22 protein-coding genes are annotated in these 21146 nt (G+C 37.5%); 7 read left to right on the top strand and 15 right to left on the bottom strand.

The window, feature by feature from the left end:
* Positions 1–82 precede the first annotated feature (82 nt).
* Together nhaA and BKM32_RS09765 are read left to right on the top strand one after the other, a co-directional pair.
* Positions 83–1390 carry a Na+/H+ antiporter NhaA gene (gene nhaA, locus BKM32_RS09760; RefSeq protein WP_076663653.1) on the top strand — a complete coding sequence of 436 codons (1308 nt, stop codon included), beginning with the start codon at positions 83–85 and terminating at the stop codon, positions 1388–1390.
* Positions 1391–1441: 51 nt separating this feature from the next.
* Positions 1442–1975, top strand: a complete 534-nt coding sequence (locus tag BKM32_RS09765; protein ID WP_076663654.1) for a DUF4251 domain-containing protein — start codon at positions 1442–1444, stop codon at positions 1973–1975.
* A gap of 27 nt (positions 1976–2002) precedes the next feature.
* Here BKM32_RS09765 and BKM32_RS09770 read toward each other — a convergent pair whose 3' ends face one another.
* From BKM32_RS09770 to BKM32_RS09780, 3 genes are all read right to left on the bottom strand, one after another.
* Positions 2003–3199, bottom strand: a complete 1197-nt coding sequence (locus BKM32_RS09770; RefSeq protein ID WP_076663655.1) for a porin — start codon at positions 3197–3199, stop codon at positions 2003–2005.
* A gap of 257 nt (positions 3200–3456) precedes the next feature.
* Entirely contained in the window at positions 3457–3843 is a 387-nt protein-coding gene (locus BKM32_RS09775; RefSeq protein ID WP_171971860.1) for an META domain-containing protein, read from the bottom strand.
* A 173-nt stretch (positions 3844–4016) separates the two neighbouring features.
* Positions 4017–5270, bottom strand: a complete 1254-nt coding sequence (locus tag BKM32_RS09780) for a porin family protein (RefSeq protein WP_083702154.1) — start codon at positions 5268–5270, stop codon at positions 4017–4019.
* A 324-nt stretch (positions 5271–5594) separates the two neighbouring features.
* On the opposite strand from BKM32_RS09780, the gene BKM32_RS09785 reads away from it, so the two are divergent.
* The gene (locus BKM32_RS09785; protein WP_076663657.1) at positions 5595–6725 is read left to right on the top strand and encodes an MFS transporter; all 1131 of its coding nucleotides are present in this window, start codon (positions 5595–5597) and stop codon (positions 6723–6725) included.
* 15 nt (positions 6726–6740) lie between these two features.
* Here the strand turns inward: BKM32_RS09785 and moaA are convergent, their stop codons facing one another.
* Genes moaA through glp form a run of 10 tightly spaced genes read right to left on the bottom strand, consistent with a single transcriptional unit; the run spans position 6741 to position 13795 of the window.
* On the bottom strand, positions 6741–7745 hold the full coding sequence (gene moaA / locus BKM32_RS09790) for a GTP 3',8-cyclase MoaA (RefSeq protein ID WP_076663658.1): 1005 nt from the start codon (positions 7743–7745) through the stop codon (positions 6741–6743).
* Positions 7746–8654, bottom strand: a complete 909-nt coding sequence (gene moaCB, locus BKM32_RS09795) for a bifunctional molybdenum cofactor biosynthesis protein MoaC/MoaB (protein ID WP_076663659.1) — start codon at positions 8652–8654, stop codon at positions 7746–7748. It lies immediately after the preceding gene.
* Between the two features lie 3 nt (positions 8655–8657).
* The gene (locus BKM32_RS09800; RefSeq protein ID WP_053978035.1) at positions 8658–9086 is read right to left on the bottom strand and encodes a molybdenum cofactor biosynthesis protein MoaE; all 429 of its coding nucleotides are present in this window, start codon (positions 9084–9086) and stop codon (positions 8658–8660) included.
* Positions 9067–10119 carry a HesA/MoeB/ThiF family protein gene (locus BKM32_RS09805; RefSeq protein ID WP_076663983.1) on the bottom strand — a complete coding sequence of 351 codons (1053 nt, stop codon included), beginning with the start codon at positions 10117–10119 and terminating at the stop codon, positions 9067–9069. Before BKM32_RS09805 ends, BKM32_RS09800 begins: the two co-directional genes overlap by 20 nt.
* Positions 10120–10121: 2 nt before the next feature.
* Positions 10122–10358: a MoaD/ThiS family protein gene (locus BKM32_RS09810; RefSeq protein WP_076663660.1), complete on the bottom strand. Its 237-nt coding sequence runs from the start codon at positions 10356–10358 to the stop codon at positions 10122–10124.
* A gap of 1 nt (position 10359) precedes the next feature.
* Complete coding sequence (locus BKM32_RS09815; protein ID WP_076663984.1) at positions 10360–10944, bottom strand: bifunctional precorrin-2 dehydrogenase/sirohydrochlorin ferrochelatase; 585 nt, start codon at positions 10942–10944, stop codon at positions 10360–10362.
* 10 nt (positions 10945–10954) lie between these two features.
* Positions 10955–11551, bottom strand: a complete 597-nt coding sequence (locus BKM32_RS09820; RefSeq protein ID WP_076663661.1) for a molybdenum cofactor guanylyltransferase — start codon at positions 11549–11551, stop codon at positions 10955–10957.
* Positions 11548–12294 carry a sulfite exporter TauE/SafE family protein gene (locus BKM32_RS09825; protein ID WP_053992405.1) on the bottom strand — a complete coding sequence of 249 codons (747 nt, stop codon included), beginning with the start codon at positions 12292–12294 and terminating at the stop codon, positions 11548–11550. Before BKM32_RS09825 ends, BKM32_RS09820 begins: the two co-directional genes overlap by 4 nt.
* On the bottom strand, positions 12291–12620 hold the full coding sequence (locus BKM32_RS09830; RefSeq protein WP_053978032.1) for a winged helix-turn-helix domain-containing protein: 330 nt from the start codon (positions 12618–12620) through the stop codon (positions 12291–12293). Before BKM32_RS09830 ends, BKM32_RS09825 begins: the two co-directional genes overlap by 4 nt.
* The gene (glp, locus tag BKM32_RS09835) at positions 12617–13795 is read right to left on the bottom strand and encodes a gephyrin-like molybdotransferase Glp (protein ID WP_076663662.1); all 1179 of its coding nucleotides are present in this window, start codon (positions 13793–13795) and stop codon (positions 12617–12619) included. The genes BKM32_RS09830 and glp overlap by 4 nt, the downstream gene beginning before the upstream one ends.
* Before the next feature lie 199 nt (positions 13796–13994).
* Here glp and BKM32_RS09840 point away from each other — a divergent pair, with 199 nt between their 5' ends.
* The 4 genes from BKM32_RS09840 (at position 13995) to BKM32_RS09855 (ending at position 17449) form a co-directional block, all read left to right on the top strand.
* Positions 13995–14627: a Crp/Fnr family transcriptional regulator gene (locus BKM32_RS09840; protein ID WP_053978030.1), complete on the top strand. Its 633-nt coding sequence runs from the start codon at positions 13995–13997 to the stop codon at positions 14625–14627.
* A 66-nt stretch (positions 14628–14693) separates the two neighbouring features.
* Complete coding sequence (locus BKM32_RS09845; RefSeq protein WP_053978029.1) at positions 14694–15485, top strand: sulfite exporter TauE/SafE family protein; 792 nt, start codon at positions 14694–14696, stop codon at positions 15483–15485.
* A gap of 59 nt (positions 15486–15544) precedes the next feature.
* Positions 15545–16957 (top strand): rhodanese-like domain-containing protein, encoded by a 1413-nt coding sequence (locus BKM32_RS09850; protein WP_076663663.1) that lies wholly within the window; start codon positions 15545–15547, stop codon positions 16955–16957.
* A gap of 153 nt (positions 16958–17110) precedes the next feature.
* On the top strand, positions 17111–17449 hold the full coding sequence (locus BKM32_RS09855; RefSeq protein WP_076663664.1) for a DUF4870 domain-containing protein: 339 nt from the start codon (positions 17111–17113) through the stop codon (positions 17447–17449).
* 84 nt (positions 17450–17533) lie between these two features.
* Here BKM32_RS09855 and dnaN read toward each other — a convergent pair whose 3' ends face one another.
* Together dnaN and gldG are read right to left on the bottom strand one after the other, a co-directional pair.
* A complete protein-coding gene (dnaN, locus tag BKM32_RS09860; protein WP_053978026.1) occupies positions 17534–18652 on the bottom strand; it encodes a DNA polymerase III subunit beta in 1119 nt (372 codons plus the stop codon).
* 80 nt (positions 18653–18732) lie between these two features.
* Positions 18733–21120, bottom strand: coding sequence for a gliding motility-associated ABC transporter substrate-binding protein GldG (gene gldG, locus BKM32_RS09865; RefSeq protein WP_076663665.1), 2388 nt, complete (start codon positions 21118–21120; stop codon positions 18733–18735).
* Positions 21121–21146 lie beyond the last annotated feature (26 nt).

Genomic DNA, 21146 nt, shown 5'->3' on the forward strand with positions numbered 1-21146 from the left:
ATTGGGTGTTACATCTCACTTTGACCATCGCTTTTTAGCGATGGTCAAAGTATTTTTATACCTTTAATACAAAATATCCAAAATGGCCAAAAAGTTAAACAGATCCATCGTTGCTCCTATTGCCAAATTTGTGAAAATTGAGAGTTTAAGTGGGATTTTGTTGTTTACGGCCACTATTACTGCCTTAATTTGGGCCAACTCTCCTTACGTTGAATCTTATCAAAACATATGGACCCATCATATAGGCTTTGAGATAGGGAGTTTTGAATTATCCAAGCCTTTATCGCTTTGGGTAAATGATGGGCTTATGGCCATATTCTTCTTTTTGATAGGTCTTGAGATTAAGCGTGAAATTTTGTTGGGGGAACTGAATAGTTTAAAAAAAGCGTCACTACCTATTTTTGCAGCGGTAGGAGGCGTTTTTATTCCAATAGGGTTGTTCTTGTTTTTAAACAAAGATCCTTTGACAGCAGATGGATGGGGAATTCCTATGGCCACAGATATTGCATTTTCTTTGGCCATTTTACAATTGTTAGGAGATCGAGTGCCCTTGTCGCTTAAAATATTTCTGACTGCTTTTGCTATTGTGGACGATTTAATGGCGGTTTTGGCCATTGCCATATTTTATAGTCATCATATAGATTGGGTGCTTATTGGCTATGCTTTATTGGTGTTGCTGATTTTGGTGGCTTTGAGTGCCAAAAGGTATTTCAATATGTATATTTATGCTGCTTGCGGAACCCTTGTGTGGCTATTGTTTTTAAAGTCCGGAATACATCCTACGATTGCAGGAGTTTTAGTAGCATTGATTATTCCCATTCGAAGAAAACATCCTTTAAAGGATAGTATTGATTACCTTGATGACATAACGACTAAGCTTCACAGAACCAGTAATGATGGAGGAGAAATGCTTTCAAAGCGGCAAATTTACTTGATTGATGGTATTCAGGATTGGGTGGCCAACGTACAGTCTCCTTTGCAGCAATTGGAGAACAACTTACATGGATGGGTAGCCTATTTTATCATTCCAATATTTGCCTTTGCCAATTCCGGAATTCCTTTAGGAGGAAGTAATTCGGGGGATATGAGCCTAGCCATAAATTTAGCGTTGGCTTTATTGTTGGGAAAGAGTTTAGGGGTGATTTCCTTTTCGTTTTTAGGGGTAAAATTGGGGATGGCTGCTTTACCCAAGGGACTCAACTTTAAACATATTGTAGGGGTGAGCCTTTTGGCAGGTGTGGGATTTACCATGGCTATTTTTATTGCAAATCTGGCCTTTGAAGACGAACCAAATTTCATTGAACTTTCCAAATTGGGAATTCTGTCCGGATCTCTTATTTCAGGATTGTTGGGATATCTTTTTTTGAGGATTGTCACGAAAAAGGGATGAGGATTAAAGGTTTTAAAAGGTTTATATAGAGTAAAAAAAAAATCAATTGTTATGAAAAAAATAGTAGTTAGCCTATTCTTTTTGCTTGTTGCGGTTACAACAGTAAATGCCCAAACAAAAGCAGAGAAAAAAGCGATAAAAGAAGCTCAGGAACAAGAAGAGTTTGCGAAAACTAAAACTCTTGTGGAAGGGGAGGTGTTTACCTTTACAGCCGATTGGGCAACTACACAAAAGGGACGCAGAATTAATTTAATAGGCAATCCTAATTTTTTAAGATTGGACCATCAAAAAGTAGATGCAGATTTGCCTTATTTTGGGGTAGCTCAGGTAGCTTCTGGATATGGATCGAGTTCCAGTGGAGGTGTTGTAGCGAAGGGAGATATTTATAACTACAGCCAAAAAATAGATGAAAAGAAAAGAAGAATTACCATTAGTTTTTCAGTTAAAAACAATTCAGAAAACTTTAAAATGATTCTAACAATTTATGGAAACGGAAATTCTAATCTGTCTGTGAGCAGTAGTAATAGAAATCGGATTACTTATGATGGGAAAATAGAAGCAAGTACAGTGGCCGTTGGCGAATAGATCAGAAGTGTACTTTGATATAAAAGCCTAAATTAATTTTTTGATTTTGGTTTTGTACGTTTTTTCAATATTGATTCTAATTCCAATTGTGAATACATCATAATCTTTAACACCAAGGGAGGATCTTCCATTGGAAATTCTGTATTCCGAGTAAAAATACGCTCGTTTTAGTGGGCGGTATTCGGCGCCAAGGATAAAATCTTCAATTTTGAACCCATCAACAACAGGTTTTTGACCATCGGGTGCGGAGATTTCTTGGGTTTCTGGATTGTATAGATTATACCCTACAATAAAAATAGCACTGTGGTATTGGTATCTTCCGTAGAACTCAAATCCGGTGGCATCAAAAACTACGGAGGGAGAGGTGATTTCTGAATCTACTATTAAAACACCATGAGTTAAATCGCCATTGTTTTGGTGTGACAGCACTGCCGCCAACTGTAGTTTTTTGTCCTTGTATTGCAGTCCAAAAGCATAGTACTGGGGTTGTCCTTCAAGTCCTAAAACCAAATGGTCTTCAATTAGGGTTTCATTTAAATAAGCTTTATTGTAAGCCCCTGAAATTAAAAAGTGTTTTAAAAACTTTATTCTTAAGGAGGCACCATAACTGTCAAAAAACTTGTTGTTAGTAGCAGACCTAGCCTGAATTTGAAGCCCGAGTGAAACTGGCCCAAGGGAATTTCTGTATACAAAGGCCTGGTCGGCCCTTCCTGTACCAAGAGTACCTCCATCGGTCCCTCCGTAATAGGTAGGTGAACCACGGCCTCCAAAAACATTTAAACAGTCCGTAAGTCCGGTGACATCATAAAAGACGCTCCATTGTTTTCCAAATGTGAATTTACCATATTGTTTAAGGTCAAAACCTAAATATCCCAAGCGACTACCAAATACCTGTTCGGACTGGGGGGAATCGGCAACCAAAAAGCCTCCTGATAAATTAGCATCTGCATTAAAACCTAAGTTTCCCTTGAACATTTTAAGTTGAAGTTCACTTCCCATAAAAAAAGTGACACCTTTGGCCTTAATATCAATATTTAAGCCAATTCTGGAGGCATTTTCCTGAAATTCCAACTCCCTTTCAAATACCGCCATATGACCTCTAAAACTGCCATAGGGTTTTACAATAAGCTGTAGGGTATCGCTCTTCTTAGTCTTTTCTTGAGCCTTTAGGTTACAAAAGAATAGTAGAGCAATTAGTGTTATGGAAAAGGTTCTTAAATGCATCCCAAAATAGTAACTAATAAAATTATAATCAGTAAATGTTTGTTGAGAACTAAGTTCAAAGTCGTTCTTATTGTAAGACTGTTATAAAAAACGCAAGTGTTTCTTTACAAGTCTAATATAGTTATTTTTGAAGAAATAAAATGTAACTATCTGTAAGTAAATAACTAAGGGGTTGGTTGGATTTCTAAAATTCGATTTATGTAAGGAGGATACAATATAGAAATTCCTCCAATGAAATGAATTTTAAAAGTGCTTCCTTAAAGTTTATGAAGCTTCATAGCAGCAATATCTCCGATGATTAAGTTGAGTGTATGGCCCTCTTCGCTGATTGAGAATTTGTTTATTTTTTTTAAGGTGTCTAGAAATAACTTTTCCCCTGTCATATCTGGACACATTTTTCGGGTAACAGCCATTGCTTCATTGAACTGAATGCTATTGCCGTCAATTTTTATAGGACCACTAAAATTATTACATCCAGTTTGCCCTGCGGTCGTTTCTTTTTCTAAATCAAAAGTAATTTTTGGAGCTCCATGAGGATAGATGTCACTGAAATCTTTTGGACCTCCCATTATGTAATTGGCTTCCCATGTGCCTTCCAGGGAATTGGTGTTTTTCATTTCAGATTCATGTGATTCGTATGACATAGTGTTCTCTTTTTTAGAGGCGTTACAGCCAGTGATAAATATTGAGAGTATGAATAAAATAGTATAAATTGAGCGCATAATTCTTAGTGTTTAATGACACTACAAGATACTAAAATTAAAGCGTAGCCCTAATTTTTAATTTATTAAATATCTAAAAATGAGTAATTAGCGCTCTAAAGTATGGATATGCCTAGAATAAGAGACATAGATTGGTAGCTTGAATCATAATTCAAGTGATGGGTTACTAGATCTCTTGTTGTAAAATATCTGAACTCCAGACTATATTTGTCCCTGAACTTATAACCAGCGCCAAAAGCGGCATTTAGGTAAGTGTTTATTTGTAGCGGGTTTAAGGAAGCATAACTAAGTTCAAATTTAATATCAGATTGTTTTATACCAACATCAAAAACAGCTAGTCCATTAATAAAGAGTTTAGAATTGTCGTTAAGAAAGAAGTAGTATCGCAATCCAAGAGGAATTTCTATTGACGAGTAGTCTACGGTAGCTTTTAATTCTCCAGCCGCCACATTACTTTCGACATTTTCAGTTTCAGATTTGTAATATTGAAATGTAGGTTCAAGAATAATGGCCCATTTTCTTTTATTGAAGGGTAAAACAAATTCTGCTTCCACTCCAAATCCAAAATTTAAACTTTGGTCGAATTCTGTATCTTTAAAATCTGAACTAAGGTTGTCTACACTTAATGATGAAATATTAAGTCTAGGGCGAAGGGCTAAATTAAAAGAAATCTTCTTTTTCTCTTTAAAAGTTGTGTAAGCTGAGTTGTTACATTCGTTATAATCAATAAAAATATTGAGCAAATCATCTTTGTGATAGTCTAGGGCTTTAATTTGCCCCATAGTAATGGTCTCGCATTTCAATGAATTCCATAATTGCTGTTTGAACTCGTTGTTTGCTTTTATCTTATTTTCCTCAACTTTATATTCCTTATAAATTAATTGTTCTATTGGGTTGATATCTGTATTGAAAAAGTATCGTCTAATACCACCGTCTACAAAGAGGTATAAATTAGCCTTTCCCTCTAATAAAACATTTAAGAACAGTTGTTTTTCTTTAAAAATAGGTTCTTTTTGATAGCCGAGTTTTGATAGGTCCGTTGAGGAAATATCAATTTTTACAGAAGCATTTAAATATTTTGATCTGTCGTAAATTCCGAATTCTTTTACCGTGTTGATATTACCCGTTTCAACTTTAGAATCCTCAGCTAATTTGTACTTAAACTCAGTTGGGTTGTATCTCCAATCCGTGTTTTTTATGAGGCATTCTATCTTTTTACCAGAATAATCAATAAAGTACCCTTTTTCAAAAGTTATTTGGGCGTAAGTGTTCAGGAATGAAAAAAATACTAGTATAAAAAGTAAGTGTGGTTTGGCTGTTTTTAAAACAGATTTTTGGGCAGAAAGCATAAACAGTTGGTTGGTTAAAATTGAAAAAATGATATCAAACTTAGGTTAATTTAATGTGATTTTCAATAAAGTTTTCTGTGTTTTTCAAGGGTTTCCTGTAAGTTGTTGTTTTAGAGTTGTTTTTGTGGAATTTAGGTTTTAACATCTAAGAATTTAAGTAGGAGGAAGAAAATTATAGTTATAACTAGTTCTTTGATAATAAAACTTCTTAAAAATGAGGAAACTGTAATTTTTTTAAAATGGGGTGTTAAGGATATTTATCTAACTCATTTTCATTTAATTTTGTAGGCTTAATTCGGTTTAAATTTTTACCAAAGTCTCGTTATGCAAGAGAGAGTAAAACAACGTATTGCCTTAAACACCTATTTCTTTTTATCTGGTTTGACCTTTGCTACTTGGGCATCGAGGATTCCAAGTATTAAAACCTATTTCAATTTTAATGAGGCGGAATTAGGGACGATTCTTTTGGCCATGCCCATCAGTTCTATTATTGGGTTGCCTGTGTCTGGTTGGTTGATCTCCAAGTATAATAGCCGTGGACCGTTGGTGGTGGCGTTTGTTTGCTTTGCTTTGGCACTTATGGCCATAGGTTTTGTCACAACACCGTTTTTACTGGTGGCAAGCATTTGTGTGTTTTCCTTTTTTATGAGGATTCTTAATATTTCCATGAATACCCAATCAATCACGTTGCAAAAGAAATATGAAAAGCGAATTGTAGGTTCCTTCCATGGATTATGGAGTACGGGAGGTTTGGTTGGTGTTGGGTTTTCAACTTTAATGGTAAAACTTAATATTGGAATGCCTGTTCACTTGATGGTGGTTTCAATAGTAACTCTGGTATGTTCCATTGTAGCTTATTTTTTTACATTGACTAATGACAAAGCGCCTTCTGGTAATAAGTTGATTTTAGGTAAACCTGATGCTTTTATCTTGTATTTGGGACTTTTGGTGTTTTTTGCAGCCTTGTGTGAAGGAGGGATGTTCGATTGGAGTGGGGTGTATTTTAAGGAAGTGGTCAAGGCAGAAGTCTTTACCTATGGGTATTTAATTTTTATGACCTTTATGGCGTTGTCACGTTTCTTTTCAGATCGTTTAGTGGAGTTGTTGGGAATGCCAAAAACCTTTGCAATTAGTGCCGTTAGTGTAGCGATTGGAATTTTGATTTCGATTATTTGGCCTTACTTTTGGCCAGCTTTGTTCGGATTCTGTTTAGTTGGTTTTGGTACTGCTTCTGTATTCCCAATGGCCTTCAGTTTGGCTGGAACTTCCCAAAAGTACTCGGCAGGAATGGCTATTTCGATTATTTCTACTTATGGAACCATCGGAATGTTGATAGGCCCTCCAATGGTGGGGTATTTAGCACACGCTTTTGGATTGCGATATGCCTTTTTTGTCTTCGTATTTTCAGGACTAATGTTAATTCCAATCTCAAGACTGTTTTTCAATAGAAAATAGAAGATTGTTAGGAAATTAACCCCCAATGGTAATCATACTTCGGTTGTTGTGGAGTTCAGTATTGTTGAATTCTTCAAAACTTGAAAGGCCTGCTCTAGTAGCTTTCTTTTTGACTAATGCCAATTGAACTAAAGGTTCAATAGATTCGTTATTTCTAAGGGATGTGAGCAAATTGGTTTCATTGTTTGAAAACAGACAATTTTTAAGCTTTCCATCGGCCGTTAACCTAACACGGTTACAGCTATCACAAAAAGGATTGGTAACTGTACTGATGATTCCAAACTGACCCTTAAATCCTTTGATTTTATAGTTTCTTGAGGTGAAATTTTGCTCGTTTTCTAATGTTGAAATTTCAGAAACTCCAAAATGCTCTTGTGCTTGATTGAGAATTTCTTCTTGGGAAACCAACTTGTCCTTATTCCAGTTGTTCCCATCAAAAGGCATGAATTCGATAAACCTTAAAGAGATTGGAAGATTTTTGGTTAAAGTAATTAAATCCACTATTTCGTCATCATTGAAGCCCTTCATCAAAACGACATTTATTTTAACGTTGAAGCCTTCTTCCAAGGCAAGCAAAATATTCTGATAGGTCTTTTGAAATTCATTTCTTCGGGTAATCAGTTGGAATTTATCAGGATTGAGTGTATCCAAACTAATGTTGACATCCTGAAGGCCATTAGTTTTAAAGTCTTCAACAAACCGGTCCAAAAGTACGGCATTGGTAGTAATAGACAGTTTTGCAGGTAATGTTGAAAGACGTTTTAGGATGTCTGTAAAGTCCTTTCTCACCAATGGTTCGCCACCTGTAAGCCGTATTTTGGTCACGCCATTTTCTACAAATATTTTAGCGATATCAAAAACTTCATCGGCCGTCATTAAATGGCTTTTGGGAGTCAATGGAACTCCATTGGCTGGCATACAATAAGTACAGCGTAGATTGCACTTTTCAGTCAATGAAATGCGGAGATAGTTGTGCTTTCGCCCAAAACTATCGGTCAATATGGAATCGTTTTTTTGCATCTATTCGTGTTGCTGTCCTTTTAAAATTTTGAAAATATGGAGAAGGTGAGGGAACACGGCATCCATAGATTCTTTAGCGCCATTGGTAGATCCTGGTAAGGCTAAAACCAAACAATCGGCTAGTGTTCCTGCAACACTTCGGGATAACATGGAGTAAGGCGTGCGCTCTTGGCCATAACTGCGGATGGCCTCTTCAATACCAGGAATACGTCGCTCCAAAATAGGTTCCAATGCTTCTGGGGTAACATCCCTAAATGATAATCCTGTACCTCCGGTAAAAATGATAAGATTATGGTTCTCGGAATTCGTGATTGTTTTTTCTCTTATAATATCGATCTCGTCTGGAATCACTTCGTATTTGGAAATGGCCACATCATTTTGTTCGAGTTTCTCAATGATGGCTTTACCTGCCTTGTCTTCCTTTAAACCTGCAGAAATAGTATCGGAACATACAAACAAGCAAGCTTTAAGTTGCGATCTATGTTTGTTGTTGAAACTACTTTTGCCACCTTTTTTGTCCAAAAGTTTAATCGTGCCAATTTCAATCTGTTTGTCGATAGGCTTTAGCATGTCATAAAGTGTCAAGGCAACCACGGAAGCACCGTGCATAGCTTCAACTTCAACCCCTGTTTTGTATATGGTTTTTATGGTAACATCAATTTTGATGTCAAGATCCTTAATTTCAAATTCAACAGAAGTAAACTCAATAGGTAAGGGGTGGCAATCCGGGATAATGTTATGCGTGTTCTTTACGGCAAATAGTCCTGCAGTTTTGGACATTTCAAACACGTTTCCTTTTGGCACCATATTGTTTTTGATGGCATCTATTGTGTCTTGTTTACTTACTTTAACTACAGCTTGGGCTGTAGCAACTCTTAAGGTTTTTATTTTATGGGTTATGTCTACCATTGTTTATTTATTGGTTTTCCATTGATGGGTTTCGTCTTCAAAAATCTCCTTTCCAAACAGAGGCACTTTCTTCTTAACAATATCCACTAAGTATTGGGTGGCTTCATAGACTTCCGAACTGTGTTTAGCCGAAACGAACACAAAAAAGCAAATTTCTCCAGCTTTCACGGTTCCCAAACTATGGTAAATATGCATGCAGGTAAGGTTAAAGGTTTTGAAGGCCTTTTCCCTGATATCAGTTAGTATTTCATTGGCCATGGCTTCATAACAGGTAAAGTCGATAGCAGCGACCGTTTTGTTGTTCACCACATCGGCTCGAACCTGTCCCAAAAAGATATTGTGGGCACCAATATCGGTTTTTGTTTGGTGCTTGCGAATGGATTCTGAAATGAATTCCGGTGAAATAGGACCGTCAATGAATACTTTTTTCATCTTTCAATAGTTTTGAAATGGCTTCGGCGCCATCGGTGATACATATAATGGATTTGAATTGTTGTTGTTTTAAAATGTTAGCAGCTTGCTTGCTTCTTACCCCACTTTGGCAGAAAACAGCATAGATATTTTCAGGATTTAAACTGTCTAGATTTAATTCCAATGTAGAAAGCGGAAGCTTGAGTACATTAGGGTGTTCTATAGAAGGCAATTCTCCTGTTTCTCTAACGTCAATAAGGGTTATATCATTTTGAAGTGCTTCAGTAATGGATTGATTCCTAACATAACTATTTAAATATTGGGCAGAATAAAATGTCTTGTCAATAACTGGCTCCTGCTTTTTAGAAAAAGAAAAGATGTGTTGTGACGAGGTCAAGGTATTATACACCAATAGTTTTCCTGATAACAGTTCGCCAATACCTAAAATGAGTTTCATAGCTTCATTGGCTTGCAACATACCTATGAGGCCAACCGTAGTTCCTAAAACGCCTGCTTCTTCACAATTTTGAACATTGCCGTTGGCTTCGGGGAACAAACAGCGGTAAGTTGGCCCATTTTGATAATTACATACCGAGACCTGTCCTTCAAATTGATGAACCGAGCCATGGACAAAAGGCTTGTCAAACAACACACAGGCATCGTTGATGAGATAGCGAGTAGCAAGATTGTCTGAGGCGTCAATTACCAAATCATATTTAGGAATGATGTCCAAAGCATTTTTCCCATTTAAAAATGCATCATAGGTTTCAATGGATACCGTTGAATTGTTCTTTTTTAAATGGTCTGCTGCAGTTTTTGCTTTGTTGAGATTGATGTCTTTTTCGCTGAAAAGTGTTTGGCGATGTAAGTTGGTTTCATCCACGGTGTCGCCATCAATAATACCTATGGTACCAATTCCCGCTGATGTGAGATAAGGCAATATAGCACAGCCCAAACCACCGGCACCCACAACCAACACTTTAGCATCGGTAAGTTTTTGTTGCCCAGAAATGCCCACTTGGGGCAAATTAATTTGTCTGCTGTATCTGTTCATAATCATCCTCCTGCAAATGGTGGTAATAAAGCTATTTCATCGGTATTTGCTATTGCCGTTTCGGCTTCAATGCTAACTAAATTGGCATTTAAAGCAATATGGATTGGCAATTGCTGAAGTTCATATTTCTTAAATAATTGTTCAAGGATGTCACTTAATGTTTCATTCTTCACTTCTATATGTTCTTCTGTACACTGTGTAATTTCAGCAACCGCACCAAAATATTTTATAACAGCCATATTATTCTTTTTTATTGACCAAACCACTTGTGATTTGGTTCATTTGTTTTACTTTTTCTTCAAAGTCGCCTTTAATGGTTTTTCTGTAGGTGTTAAGATTGTTGACCAATTGGTTGATGTCCTCCGGAATGACATCTTCCAAAAACTGCCTGATACGCTTGGCGGTAGTGGGAGATTTACCGTTTGTGGAAATGGCAATTTTTACATTGCCCTTGGTAACAATTCCACCTAGGTAAAAATCGCATTGATCTGGGGTGTCGGCTATGTTCACCAAAAGGTGTTTGCTTTTGGCATCCTTGTTTATCTGTAAGTTGACTTCAAGATTATCGGTACAGCCAATTACCAAATGCCTATTTTCCAAATCTGAAATGTCATAAGCTTTTTGAGTAAGCTTTACACTAGGGTGTTTATTTGCCAATGCAATCAAGTCTTCATGAAATGTAATAGAAACCACCTCTACATTGGCACGGGGGCTGGATTTCAGCATAAATGATAACTTTTCCAGACCAACATTGCCACCGCCAACAATAAGCACATTGAGTTGGTGTACTTTTACAAAAATGGGATATAATTCGTTTGTTTCCATAATTTGCAATTTAGTTCCCTAAGGTATCTCGGGTTTCATTGATTAAAGTTTGTAATTCTTCCTTCGTGTTGATGTTTCTTAGCGCCAATTGGTCTTCCTCTTCAACAATAATCCGATTACAATTCAATTGTTCAATTGCGCTTCGCAATTTCAAATTGTCTTGCGCTAAGGCTTTTTCAAAAATTGGTAAACATGTTTTGGAATAAGCTGCAATAAGGGGAAAATTATCCGTTCCATTGCTAACATAGGTTACATCGGCTTCAGAAAGATTTGCTATGATGTATTTTGAAACGACTTTGGTAGACACTTCTGGAATGTCGCAACTCAAGATAAGATTATTTGCTGTTGAAGAATGCTTCAACGCGGTGTAAATACCTCCAACAGGACCTTTGTTACTATAAAAATCGGGGAGCAATTCCAATCCAAATTGGCGATAGGCTTCATTGAAAGTCACCAAATAGATATTGGATGTAATAGGCCTCACGGCGTCGATGACATGTTTAACGAATGGTTGCCCCTTATAAAGTACCAAGCCCTTTTCCTCCTGCATACGCTTGCTGGCGCCACCGCACAAAATATAAGCCGTTATGTTGGACGCAAAACTCATAAGGTCATTAATTTAATGGAGGCAATCAGTAAGACTATCGATAAAATATACTTCAATTGGACATTGGTAGAAATTCTACTTCCGTAGAGCGCGCCTAAGGTCCCACCAATTAAAGCGATGGGAATAAATACAAAAGATTCCATAGGAATGGTATTCTGGTTATAGGTGAAACCTAAAATCCCTGAAATGGAATTCACGAAAATGAACAGTGCCGAAACAGCCGCAGCTTCTTTCATATTTCCCCAAGCCAATAGAATAATGACAGGGCTAAGGATAATCCCGCCGCCAATACCAATCATTCCAGAAAAGAGGCCGATTCCAAAACCAATGGCCAATGCCAAGGGAAGCTTAATAGGCTTTTGAATGTTTTGTTCCTTTCCAAATAGACCAAGAATTCTCATGATGGCAATGGCTAGAAACACCCCTAAAACTTGTTTGTATAAGGTTGGGTTGATACTTAGGTAGCCTCCCAAGAATGCCGCAGGAATAGACGTAATAGCGAAGGGGTAGAACAGTTGCCACCTAAAGTGTTTATTCTTTTTGAAAAACCAAAAGGAAATCCCAGACACAAAAATGTTCAGTAAAAGGGCCGTTGGTTTCATAAAGGCAATAGGGAATGAAAACAGGGCCATTAAGGCTAAATAGCCACTGGCACCACCATGACCAACACTAGCGTACAAAAAGGCAATCACAACTAAAATAATTGCAAAAAGGATGAAGGCTTCTGTGCTTAGCATGCTCATAGTTCCAATTTTTTAAATTCCGATTCCAAATAGGCCATACAGTTGTTGTTGATGGTTTCGAATTGTTCAATCAAGGCTTTTCCGTAAGGGGTAAGCGTCGTACCTCCACCATTTTTACCTCCGATGTTTTTTATAAGAATGGGTTCTTTGGAAACATCGTTCATGTCGTTCATCAATTTCCATGCTTTTTTATAGGACATATTCATGGCCTTGGCCGCAGCATTGATAGAGGAGGTTTCTTCCACTTTTTTGAGCAGCAAAATACGTCCGAAACCTAAAAAGGTTTTACCGTCGTTCTCGATCCAAACCCTACTTTTAATGTTCATTGTTCATTCAATTTGATACATTCAACAATGTCACCTTTTGATACTTCTGTAATATGCTCTGGGATACAGACTAAAGCATTGCTAAGCGCAAACGTATACAACATAGAAGAGCTTTGCCCTTGTAAAACTTCTACAGCATCATGTTCCAAATGCGCTTTTAAAAACAATGTTTTCCCCGAAGGATTTTTAATATCGCGTTTGGTTTTGGCCTGTATGCGCTGTAATGCTCCATTATTAAATCCCATATAATTTTTTAGTAGAGGAAGCGCATAGACATAAAAACAGGTTAAAGCCGATGCAGGATTACCGGGAAGCGCAAACACAAAGGTGTCCTTGTTCTGTCCAAACCACAAAGGTTTCCCCGGTTTTTGATTGATTTTGTAAAGCACTTCTTCGACATTGTTTTTTAATAATGCCTCTCTTACAAAATCATAATCGCCCACAGAAATTCCCCCTGAGACAAATACTACATCGGAAGCAGCTATGGCTTTGGAAATCGTTGTTACAGTAGCTTCTAAAGTATCTTCTACTTTATACTTTGTTATATTGGTAATGCCAATTTTTCTCAAAGCAGCCGATAGCATGGCGGCGTTACTTTCGTAAATCTCTCCTGGCTTAAGCATAGTACCGGGTGCACGTAGTTCATTTCCAGTAACCACAATGGTAACCTTTGGAGAGGTGTAAACTTTTACTTCATGAATGCCCAAGCTGACCAAATAGCCAATAGCGGCTTCATTAAGACTGGTTCCTTTTGCTAGGGAGAGGTCTCCCTTTTTTATCTGTTCCCCAGTTGGTCTAATGTTAGCCGACTTTTCTGGTAGTTTATCAATAGTAATAGCATCACTGTTCCTTGTAACGTGTTCCTGGATCACAATGGTGTCTGCAGCATCAGGGACCAAAGCTCCCGTAAAAATACGTACTGCCTCGCCGTCATTCAAAGAATGGTTAAGCGTGTCGCCGGCTTTCGATTCATTGATTAGCCTATAGCTTTTGGCGTTACTCCATTTTATGGCATAGCCATCCATGGCCGATTGACGAAACGGAGGCATATCAATAGGAGAATAAATGTCTTCAAATAAAACTTTTCCCAATGCCTCATCCAAAGGACATATTTCTGATTTATGCGGAATATTGATGCCTTTTAATATGTTTAAAGCTTCGGATACGGATATCATGATTTCACTATCGTTATTTCTTGGTGAATATAACGAATATTCCTTAAATTTTTCTTCTTCTACATGTATTTTTATGCTGGTTAAAGTTGTTTTGCTTTGGTATTCAATACGATAAATTTCTTCTAGGGATTTGTGGAAATAGGGGTGTGGTACATTAGTTTTATAATCTTATCTTTAACACCTCTTAGAATACACATTTATGAAGGACGCGTTACAACAATATTACGGTTATTTGTTTGAAGATGAATTGCTTGAGGAAATTCAGGAATTTGGAACCTTTAAGGAGGTCAAGGAAGGGGATATTTTGATAGAAATAGGAGAGTACATCAAGTTTATGCCTTTGTTGATTTCTGGAGCCATTAAAATTTTACGCGAAGATCAAGAGGGTGACGAACTGATTCTATATTTTATTGAAAGAGGCGATACCTGTACCATGACCTTATCCTGCTGTATGGAGCAGAAGAAAAGCGAAATTAGAGCGGTTGCCGAAACAGATGCGCAGTTGATCATGATTCCTGTTCAAAAAATGGGAGAATGGATGACCAAATACAAAAGTTGGCAGAATTTTATTCTTCAGAGCTATAATGAACGCATGACGGAGTTGTTGGAAGCCATTGATGCCATTGCCTTTTTAAAAATGGATAAAAGGGTGTTAAAATACCTAAAGGACAAGGCTATGGCCAATCATGATGACCTTATAAATGTAACCCATAGAGAAATTGCCAATGATATGCATACTTCCAGAGTAGTAATCTCTAGACTTCTAAAATCCTTGGAAAAGGAAGGGCATATCAAACTTCATCGTAACAGCATCAAAGTCTTAGATCTATAATAAACTGTAACCAATGTTACCATCAATTGCGGTAAGTAAATTACTTTTGCACCAAAATTAAAGACATTGATTGATATAGTTGGTTATGTTGCAGCTCTGGTAATTGGAGTGGTTTTAGGTTTGATAGGTGGAGGAGGTTCCATACTTACAGTGCCTTTATTGGTGTATCTTCTGGGTTATAGCCCTGTTGTGGCTACGGCCTATTCCTTATTTGTGGTAGGCTCATCTTCTTTGGTGGGTGTGGTTCAAAAGCACAGAAAGAAGCAAGTTGATTTTAAAACCGGATTAGCCTTTTCCTTTCCGTCGTTTTTGGCGGTTTATATGTCAAGACGCTTTTTGGTACCGCATATTCCCGATGAAATATTCAATGTTGGAGGTTATGTCCTTTCCAAGGATATGTTAATCATGGTATTTTTTGCAGTAGTCATGTTTATGGCAGCTACTTCCATGATTAAAAAGAAGGGAAAAACAGAAGAAGTCCATAAACCACAACCATATTACAAAACCTTTGTTCAAGGAATGGTTATTGGTGTCATTACAGGTGTTATTGGCGCTGGCGGGGGATTTTTATATGTGCCGGCATTGGTACTTTGGGCCGGCTTGTCCATGAAGAAGGCCGTAGGAACTTCTTTGGTGATTATTGCCATCAACTCCCTTATTGGATTTTTGGGAGACGTTCATACGCAAACCATCAATTGGACATTTTTACTGTTGTTTTCAGCATTGACCATTATCGGTATTTTGATTGGGGGCTCCCTTTCAAAATATGTGTCAAATTCCAAGCTTAAAAAGAGTTTTGGTTGGTTTATATTGATCATGGCAGTTTATATTATAATTAAAGAATTTATTCAATGGTAATAAAGCATATAGTAACTTTGTAAAGTGCTGTAGGCGAATAATTAAGAAAATCATTTATTATGAAGATAGAACAGATATACACAGGATGTTTGGCGCAGGGAGCCTATTACATAGAAAGTAATGGTGAAGTGGCCATAATTGATCCGTTAAGGGAAGTACAGCCTTATATAGATAGAGCAGAAGCAAACAATGCAACCATCAAATACATTTTTGAAACCCATTTCCATGCCGATTTTGTGAGTGGTCACGTTACCTTGTCCAAGCAAACAGGAGCCCCAATTGTGTACGGACCAAATGCCAATCCTTCTTTTGAGGCAATTATCGCTAAGGATGGTCAGGAGTTTAAATTGGGGAATGTTACCATTATAGCTCTACATACACCAGGGCATACTATGGAAAGTACCACCTATTTATTGAGAGACGAAAACGGAAAGGACTACGCTATTTTCAGTGGAGATACTTTGTTTTTGGGAGATGTAGGACGTCCAGATTTAGCTCAAAAAGGAAAAGAATTGACTCAGGAAGATTTGGCAGGATATCTTTATGATAGCTTGCGTACCAAGATCATGCCGTTGGCAGATGAGGTGATTGTATACCCTGCACACGGTGCTGGTTCTGCCTGTGGAAAGAACATGATGAAGGAAACGGTAGATACCCTTGGTAACCAGAAAAAGATGAATTATGCTTTGAGAGCAGACATGACCAAAGAGGAATTCATTAAGGAAGTAACCGATGGATTGTTGCCGCCTCCACAATATTTCCCATTGAATGTAAAAATGAACAAGGAAGGTTACGAAGATATCGATGAGGTATTGGAACGTGGTACACGAGCTTTAAGTCCTGAAGAATTTGAGGTGGCCGCCAATGAAACTGGTGCTATCGTGTTGGACGTTCGTAATCCGGAAGATTTTGTAAAAGGTCATATTCCACGTTCTATTTTTATTGGAATCAATGGTGGATTTGCGCCATGGGTAGGTGCTTTGATAAAAGACACCAAACAACCAATATTATTGGTATGCCCAGAAGGAAGAGAAGAAGAAACCGTGACTAGATTGTCAAGAGTTGGTTTTGATAATACCCTTGGCTATTTAAAAGGTGGTTTTGAAGCTTGGAGTGAAGCAGGGAAGGAGACCGACAGTTTAGTTTCAATTTCTGCAGAAGAATTGAAATCCCGTATGGAAAAAGAAGACTTGCCAATTTTTGACGTTAGAAAAGATGGAGAGTTTACTGCCTCACATATTGAGACTGCTCATTTTACGCCGTTAGATTTCTTAAATGATCACTTGGCAGAGTTCCCGGAGGATCAAACATTCTATGTACACTGTGCCGGAGGATACCGTTCAGTGATTGCAGCGTCGATTTTAAAGAGCCGTGGGATCCACAATTTGGTGGATGTTGCAGGAGGATTTGCAGCCATTAAAAATGCAGGTATTCCCGTAACCAATTATGTTTGTCCTTCTACATTAAAGTAAGACAAAAACTAATATAGATGGAAAAAGGTCAATTCGTGAATCGCGAATTGGCCTTTTTCGTTTTTAAGAAGAGTTTATAAAAATATTTTATCTGCTTTGTAACGTTTTTGAAATTTATCCTACCAATAGGTGTAATCAATTTAATTAATAGCGATGAGAGAAGATAAACAACTATTGGTAGTAACGCATTTAAGCCAGTTGTTGACATGTCTTACTGGTGTTGGAGGGCTCATAGTGCCTTTGGTGCTTTGGTTGACCCAAAAGGACCGTGTGTACTTTATGGACCAACAGGGAAAGGAAATTGTAAACTTTCAATTAAGCATCATTGTATACTCGCTTTTAAGTATTCCTTTGATTTTTCTGTTGGGTCTTGGAATTGTAACCTTGATTGTAGTAGGATTGATTTCATTGGCATTTCCAATCATTAACGCCATAAAAGCAAGTAACGGAGAAGTTCCTAAATATCCCTTATCTCTTAATTTTATTAGTTAGTTATTTTTATAAAGAGATGAACCAAAAAGAGCTCACTAAAATTGTGAGCTCTTTTTTATTTAACACTTATTTTGGGTCAGTTAATTATGAATTTAGCATTACTGGCATTACCAACATGGTAATCAATTCTCCTTCATCTAAGCCATCGACAGGAGTCAAAATACCGGCTCTGTTTGGTAAACTCATTTCCAATTGTACCTCATCAGAGTTTAGGTTGTTCAACATTTCAGTTAAGAAACGTGAGTTGAACCCAATTTGCATATCGTCTCCTTGATAATCACAAGTTAAACGCTCTTCGGCTTTGTTTGAGTAATCAATATCTTCCGCAGAAATATTTAATTCTGCACCAGCAATTTTTAATCTAATTTGATGAGTCGTCTTGTTAGAGAAGATGCTCACACGACGTACCGAGTTTAAGAACTGCGTACGGTCTATGGAAAGTTTATTTGGATTTTCTTTAGGAATTACCGCTTCGTAGTTAGGGTATTTTCCATCAATCAAACGACATACCAACTCCGAGTTGTCAAAAATGAACTTGGCATTAGAATCGTTGTATTCAATAGTTACGGCATCTTCATTAGTGGCCAAAATTCCTTTTAAAAGATTTAAAGGTTTTTTAGGCATGATGAATTCCGCCACTTGAGAGGCTTTTACATCTTCACGGGTATATTTTACCAATTTATGGGCATCGGTTGCCACAAAGGTCAAGCCTTCTGTTGAAAACTGGAAGAACACACCACTCATTACAGGACGCAAATCATCGTTACCAGCAGCAAAAATGGTCTTGCTAATGGCAGTCGCCAAAATATCACCAGCAATAGTTGTAGTACTTGGATCTTCAAGAGCAATAGCTTTAGGGAATTCATTGCCATCGGCATATGCTAAAGCATATTTACCGTGGTTAGAACTAATTTCAACAGTATTGTTGTCTTCAACCACAAAAGTTAAGGGCTGCTCAGGGAATGTTTTTAAGGTATCAAGTAACAAGCGCGCTGGTAGGGCAATACTTCCTGTACTATCACTTTCTACATCTATCACAGAAGACATGGTAGTCTCTAAATCACTTGCAGAAACTACAAGCTTGGAATCATTTAATTCAAAAAGGAAATTATCTAAAATAGGTAGCGTATTGGAGTTGTTGATCACGCCTCCCAGAACCTGTAATTGTTTAAGTAAATACGTACTCGATACTATAAACTTCATGTATTTGTTTTTATATACTAGATTGTCCTACAAATATATCCTAAACCACTTTTAAATTAAAACAAACTTATTAACAACTGTTAAGTGTATTTTCGCTTTCTGGCGTAGTTGAAACCTAGTCCAAAAAGGGCCAATAAAAGGAGTGGAAGTACAAGATTTATAAGCTGCCACTTGTTTTTTTGCTCGACTATTTTTTGAGGATCCAAAAAGGCCAAATCAATTTCCTTGGTTCTAATGTTTATAAGTCCATCATCCTCCAAAAGGTAATTTACGGCATTTTCCAAGAACTCCTTGTTGCCAAAATTACGCTTGGTAAAGAAATCAAATCCTAATTCCTGAGGTTGGTTTCTAACCACGTCATTTTTGATCACGTCACCATCGGCCACTACTATCATTTTGGTGGGGGCACTGGTAGTTTTATCTTCGGAAAGTTTGAAAGGTTTTACACGGTTGTTGTATACCGAAGTGAATTCGCCTTCCAAAAGAACCGCCAATGTTTGGTGCCCTTTGTTGAAGGTTTCCGGATTTGGCTCTTGGGTAACGATCTCTAAACTTATTTCGCGTGGCACACCTTCCAACTGCGTAAGGCTGGAACTTCTCAATAAAATGGTTTTGTCAACACTGTTTTTCAAGGTGTCTATCTGACTGGCAAAATCAAATTTCACCAAGTTGATATTGTTCGTGATAGGGTGGTTGGGATTGTTGGCAGCTAAAGGCGAATACGGCCATTGTAGTGGCTGGAACTGTGTATTGTTACCTTCTCCAATCGCCAAAGTAATTGGCGCCGAATACATATCCTTAACTAGGACAGGATTAATTCGGACTCCGTATTTGAAGAAGAAATCATTTAGGTTATTGTCTCTCATAACGGCAATGGCACGTCCAGTTTCATTAAGCAAACTGTCCTTATCCATAATCACAGCTTCCGTTAACCACAAACTTTTACCACCGTTCATGGTGTATTGGTCCAAAACATATTTTTCTTCTTCGGAAAAAGGAACGGTTGGTTTTGCAGCAATAACCAGATCATAACCTTCTAACTGTTTCAACGTTTTTTCAGGAGCCTTGGCAACACTGTCCATGGTGAAAGGCGCAATATTATAATGCTCTTTCAAGGTCTTTAAGAAATCGGCGATATAAATGTCTTCCAGTTCGCCATTTCCTTTGAGGATGGCTATTTTCTTTTCTTTTGTAGTGGTAAGTTTTTTGAAAGCCTCAGCAAAGGCATATTCCAAATGCTGAATGGAATTGTTCACACGTTCTTGGTCTGTGGCTCCAATATTGTTTTTCAACAACGGAATTTTAACTGTTTGCTCATTATAGCTGGCCAAAGCCCAAGGAAAAATAAGTTCTTGTGACGATTTGCCGCTTTCCTTTATCGACAATTGAAAGGGCTGTAGGCCACGTTGTGCCAATTGTTGAATGTTTTGGTCACGAGTTGTTTCATCCGCTACTGGATTGATGAAATTGAAAGTCACATCGGAATTGTATAAAGCAAACTCTTCCAAAATTTGACGGGTCTCTTCTTTTAAGCGTCTAAATTCCGAAGGGAAATCTCCCTCCAAAAATACATCTACAATTAAAGGAGAATCTACTTCTGAAACTGTATTTAAAGCAGCTTGCGACAGTGTATACCGGTTATCTTGGGTAAGGTCGAATCTTTTGTAGATGCTTTGGGCAATAACATTAAGAACCAATAAGCCTATTACAAATGTAGATAGCCCTATGATATCTTTTTTATTGATGTTTTTTGTTTGGATGCGTTTAGCAGTCAGCAACACAAAAATTGCAATGATACTCAAAAAGTACAGTAAATCCCGAGTGTCCAAAACCCCACGACTCATACTTTTAAAATGGTTTTCCATCCCTAGTTTTTCTAGGTAAACCGTATCTCCAAAAAGGTTGAGACTGGAAAGCCCTTCAAATCCAAAGTAGAAGAAGAAGCATAAAAATACCGCACTGATAAACGCTACAATTTGGTTGTCGGTAAGTGTCGAAGAAAAAATACCAATGGCAGTATAAGCGGCGGCTAAAAACAACAATCCAAAATACGAACCAAGGGTACTGCCCACATCTAAATTACCTTCAGGGTTTCCTAGTTTATAAATGCTATAAGCATAAAGCAGCGTAGGTAATAAAGCCATCACAATTAACAGCAGGGAGCCTAAATATTTACCCAACACAATTTGAATTTGGCTCACCGGTTTTGTGAGCAGAAGTTCCAGGGTACCTTGTTTTTTCTCATCACAAAAACTTCGCATGGTGATGGCGGGAACCAAGAAAATTAAAATCCAAGGTGCTAGGGTAAAGAAGGTGGTCAGGTCTGCAAAACCATTGTCCAAAATATTAAAATCGCCTTTAAAGACCCATAAAAATAAACCGTTGAGCAATAAAAACAACGCAATAACAAGGTAGCCTATGGGGGAGGCAAAAAACGAATTGATTTCTTTTTTAAGTATAGCTAGCATTTCTTGACTTTAGGTGTTAAAAGTAA

The organism is Mangrovimonas sp. DI 80 (genome assembly GCF_001975575.1).
In the GTDB taxonomy this organism is placed as follows: Bacteria; Bacteroidota; Bacteroidia; order Flavobacteriales; family Flavobacteriaceae; genus Mangrovimonas_A; species Mangrovimonas_A xylaniphaga.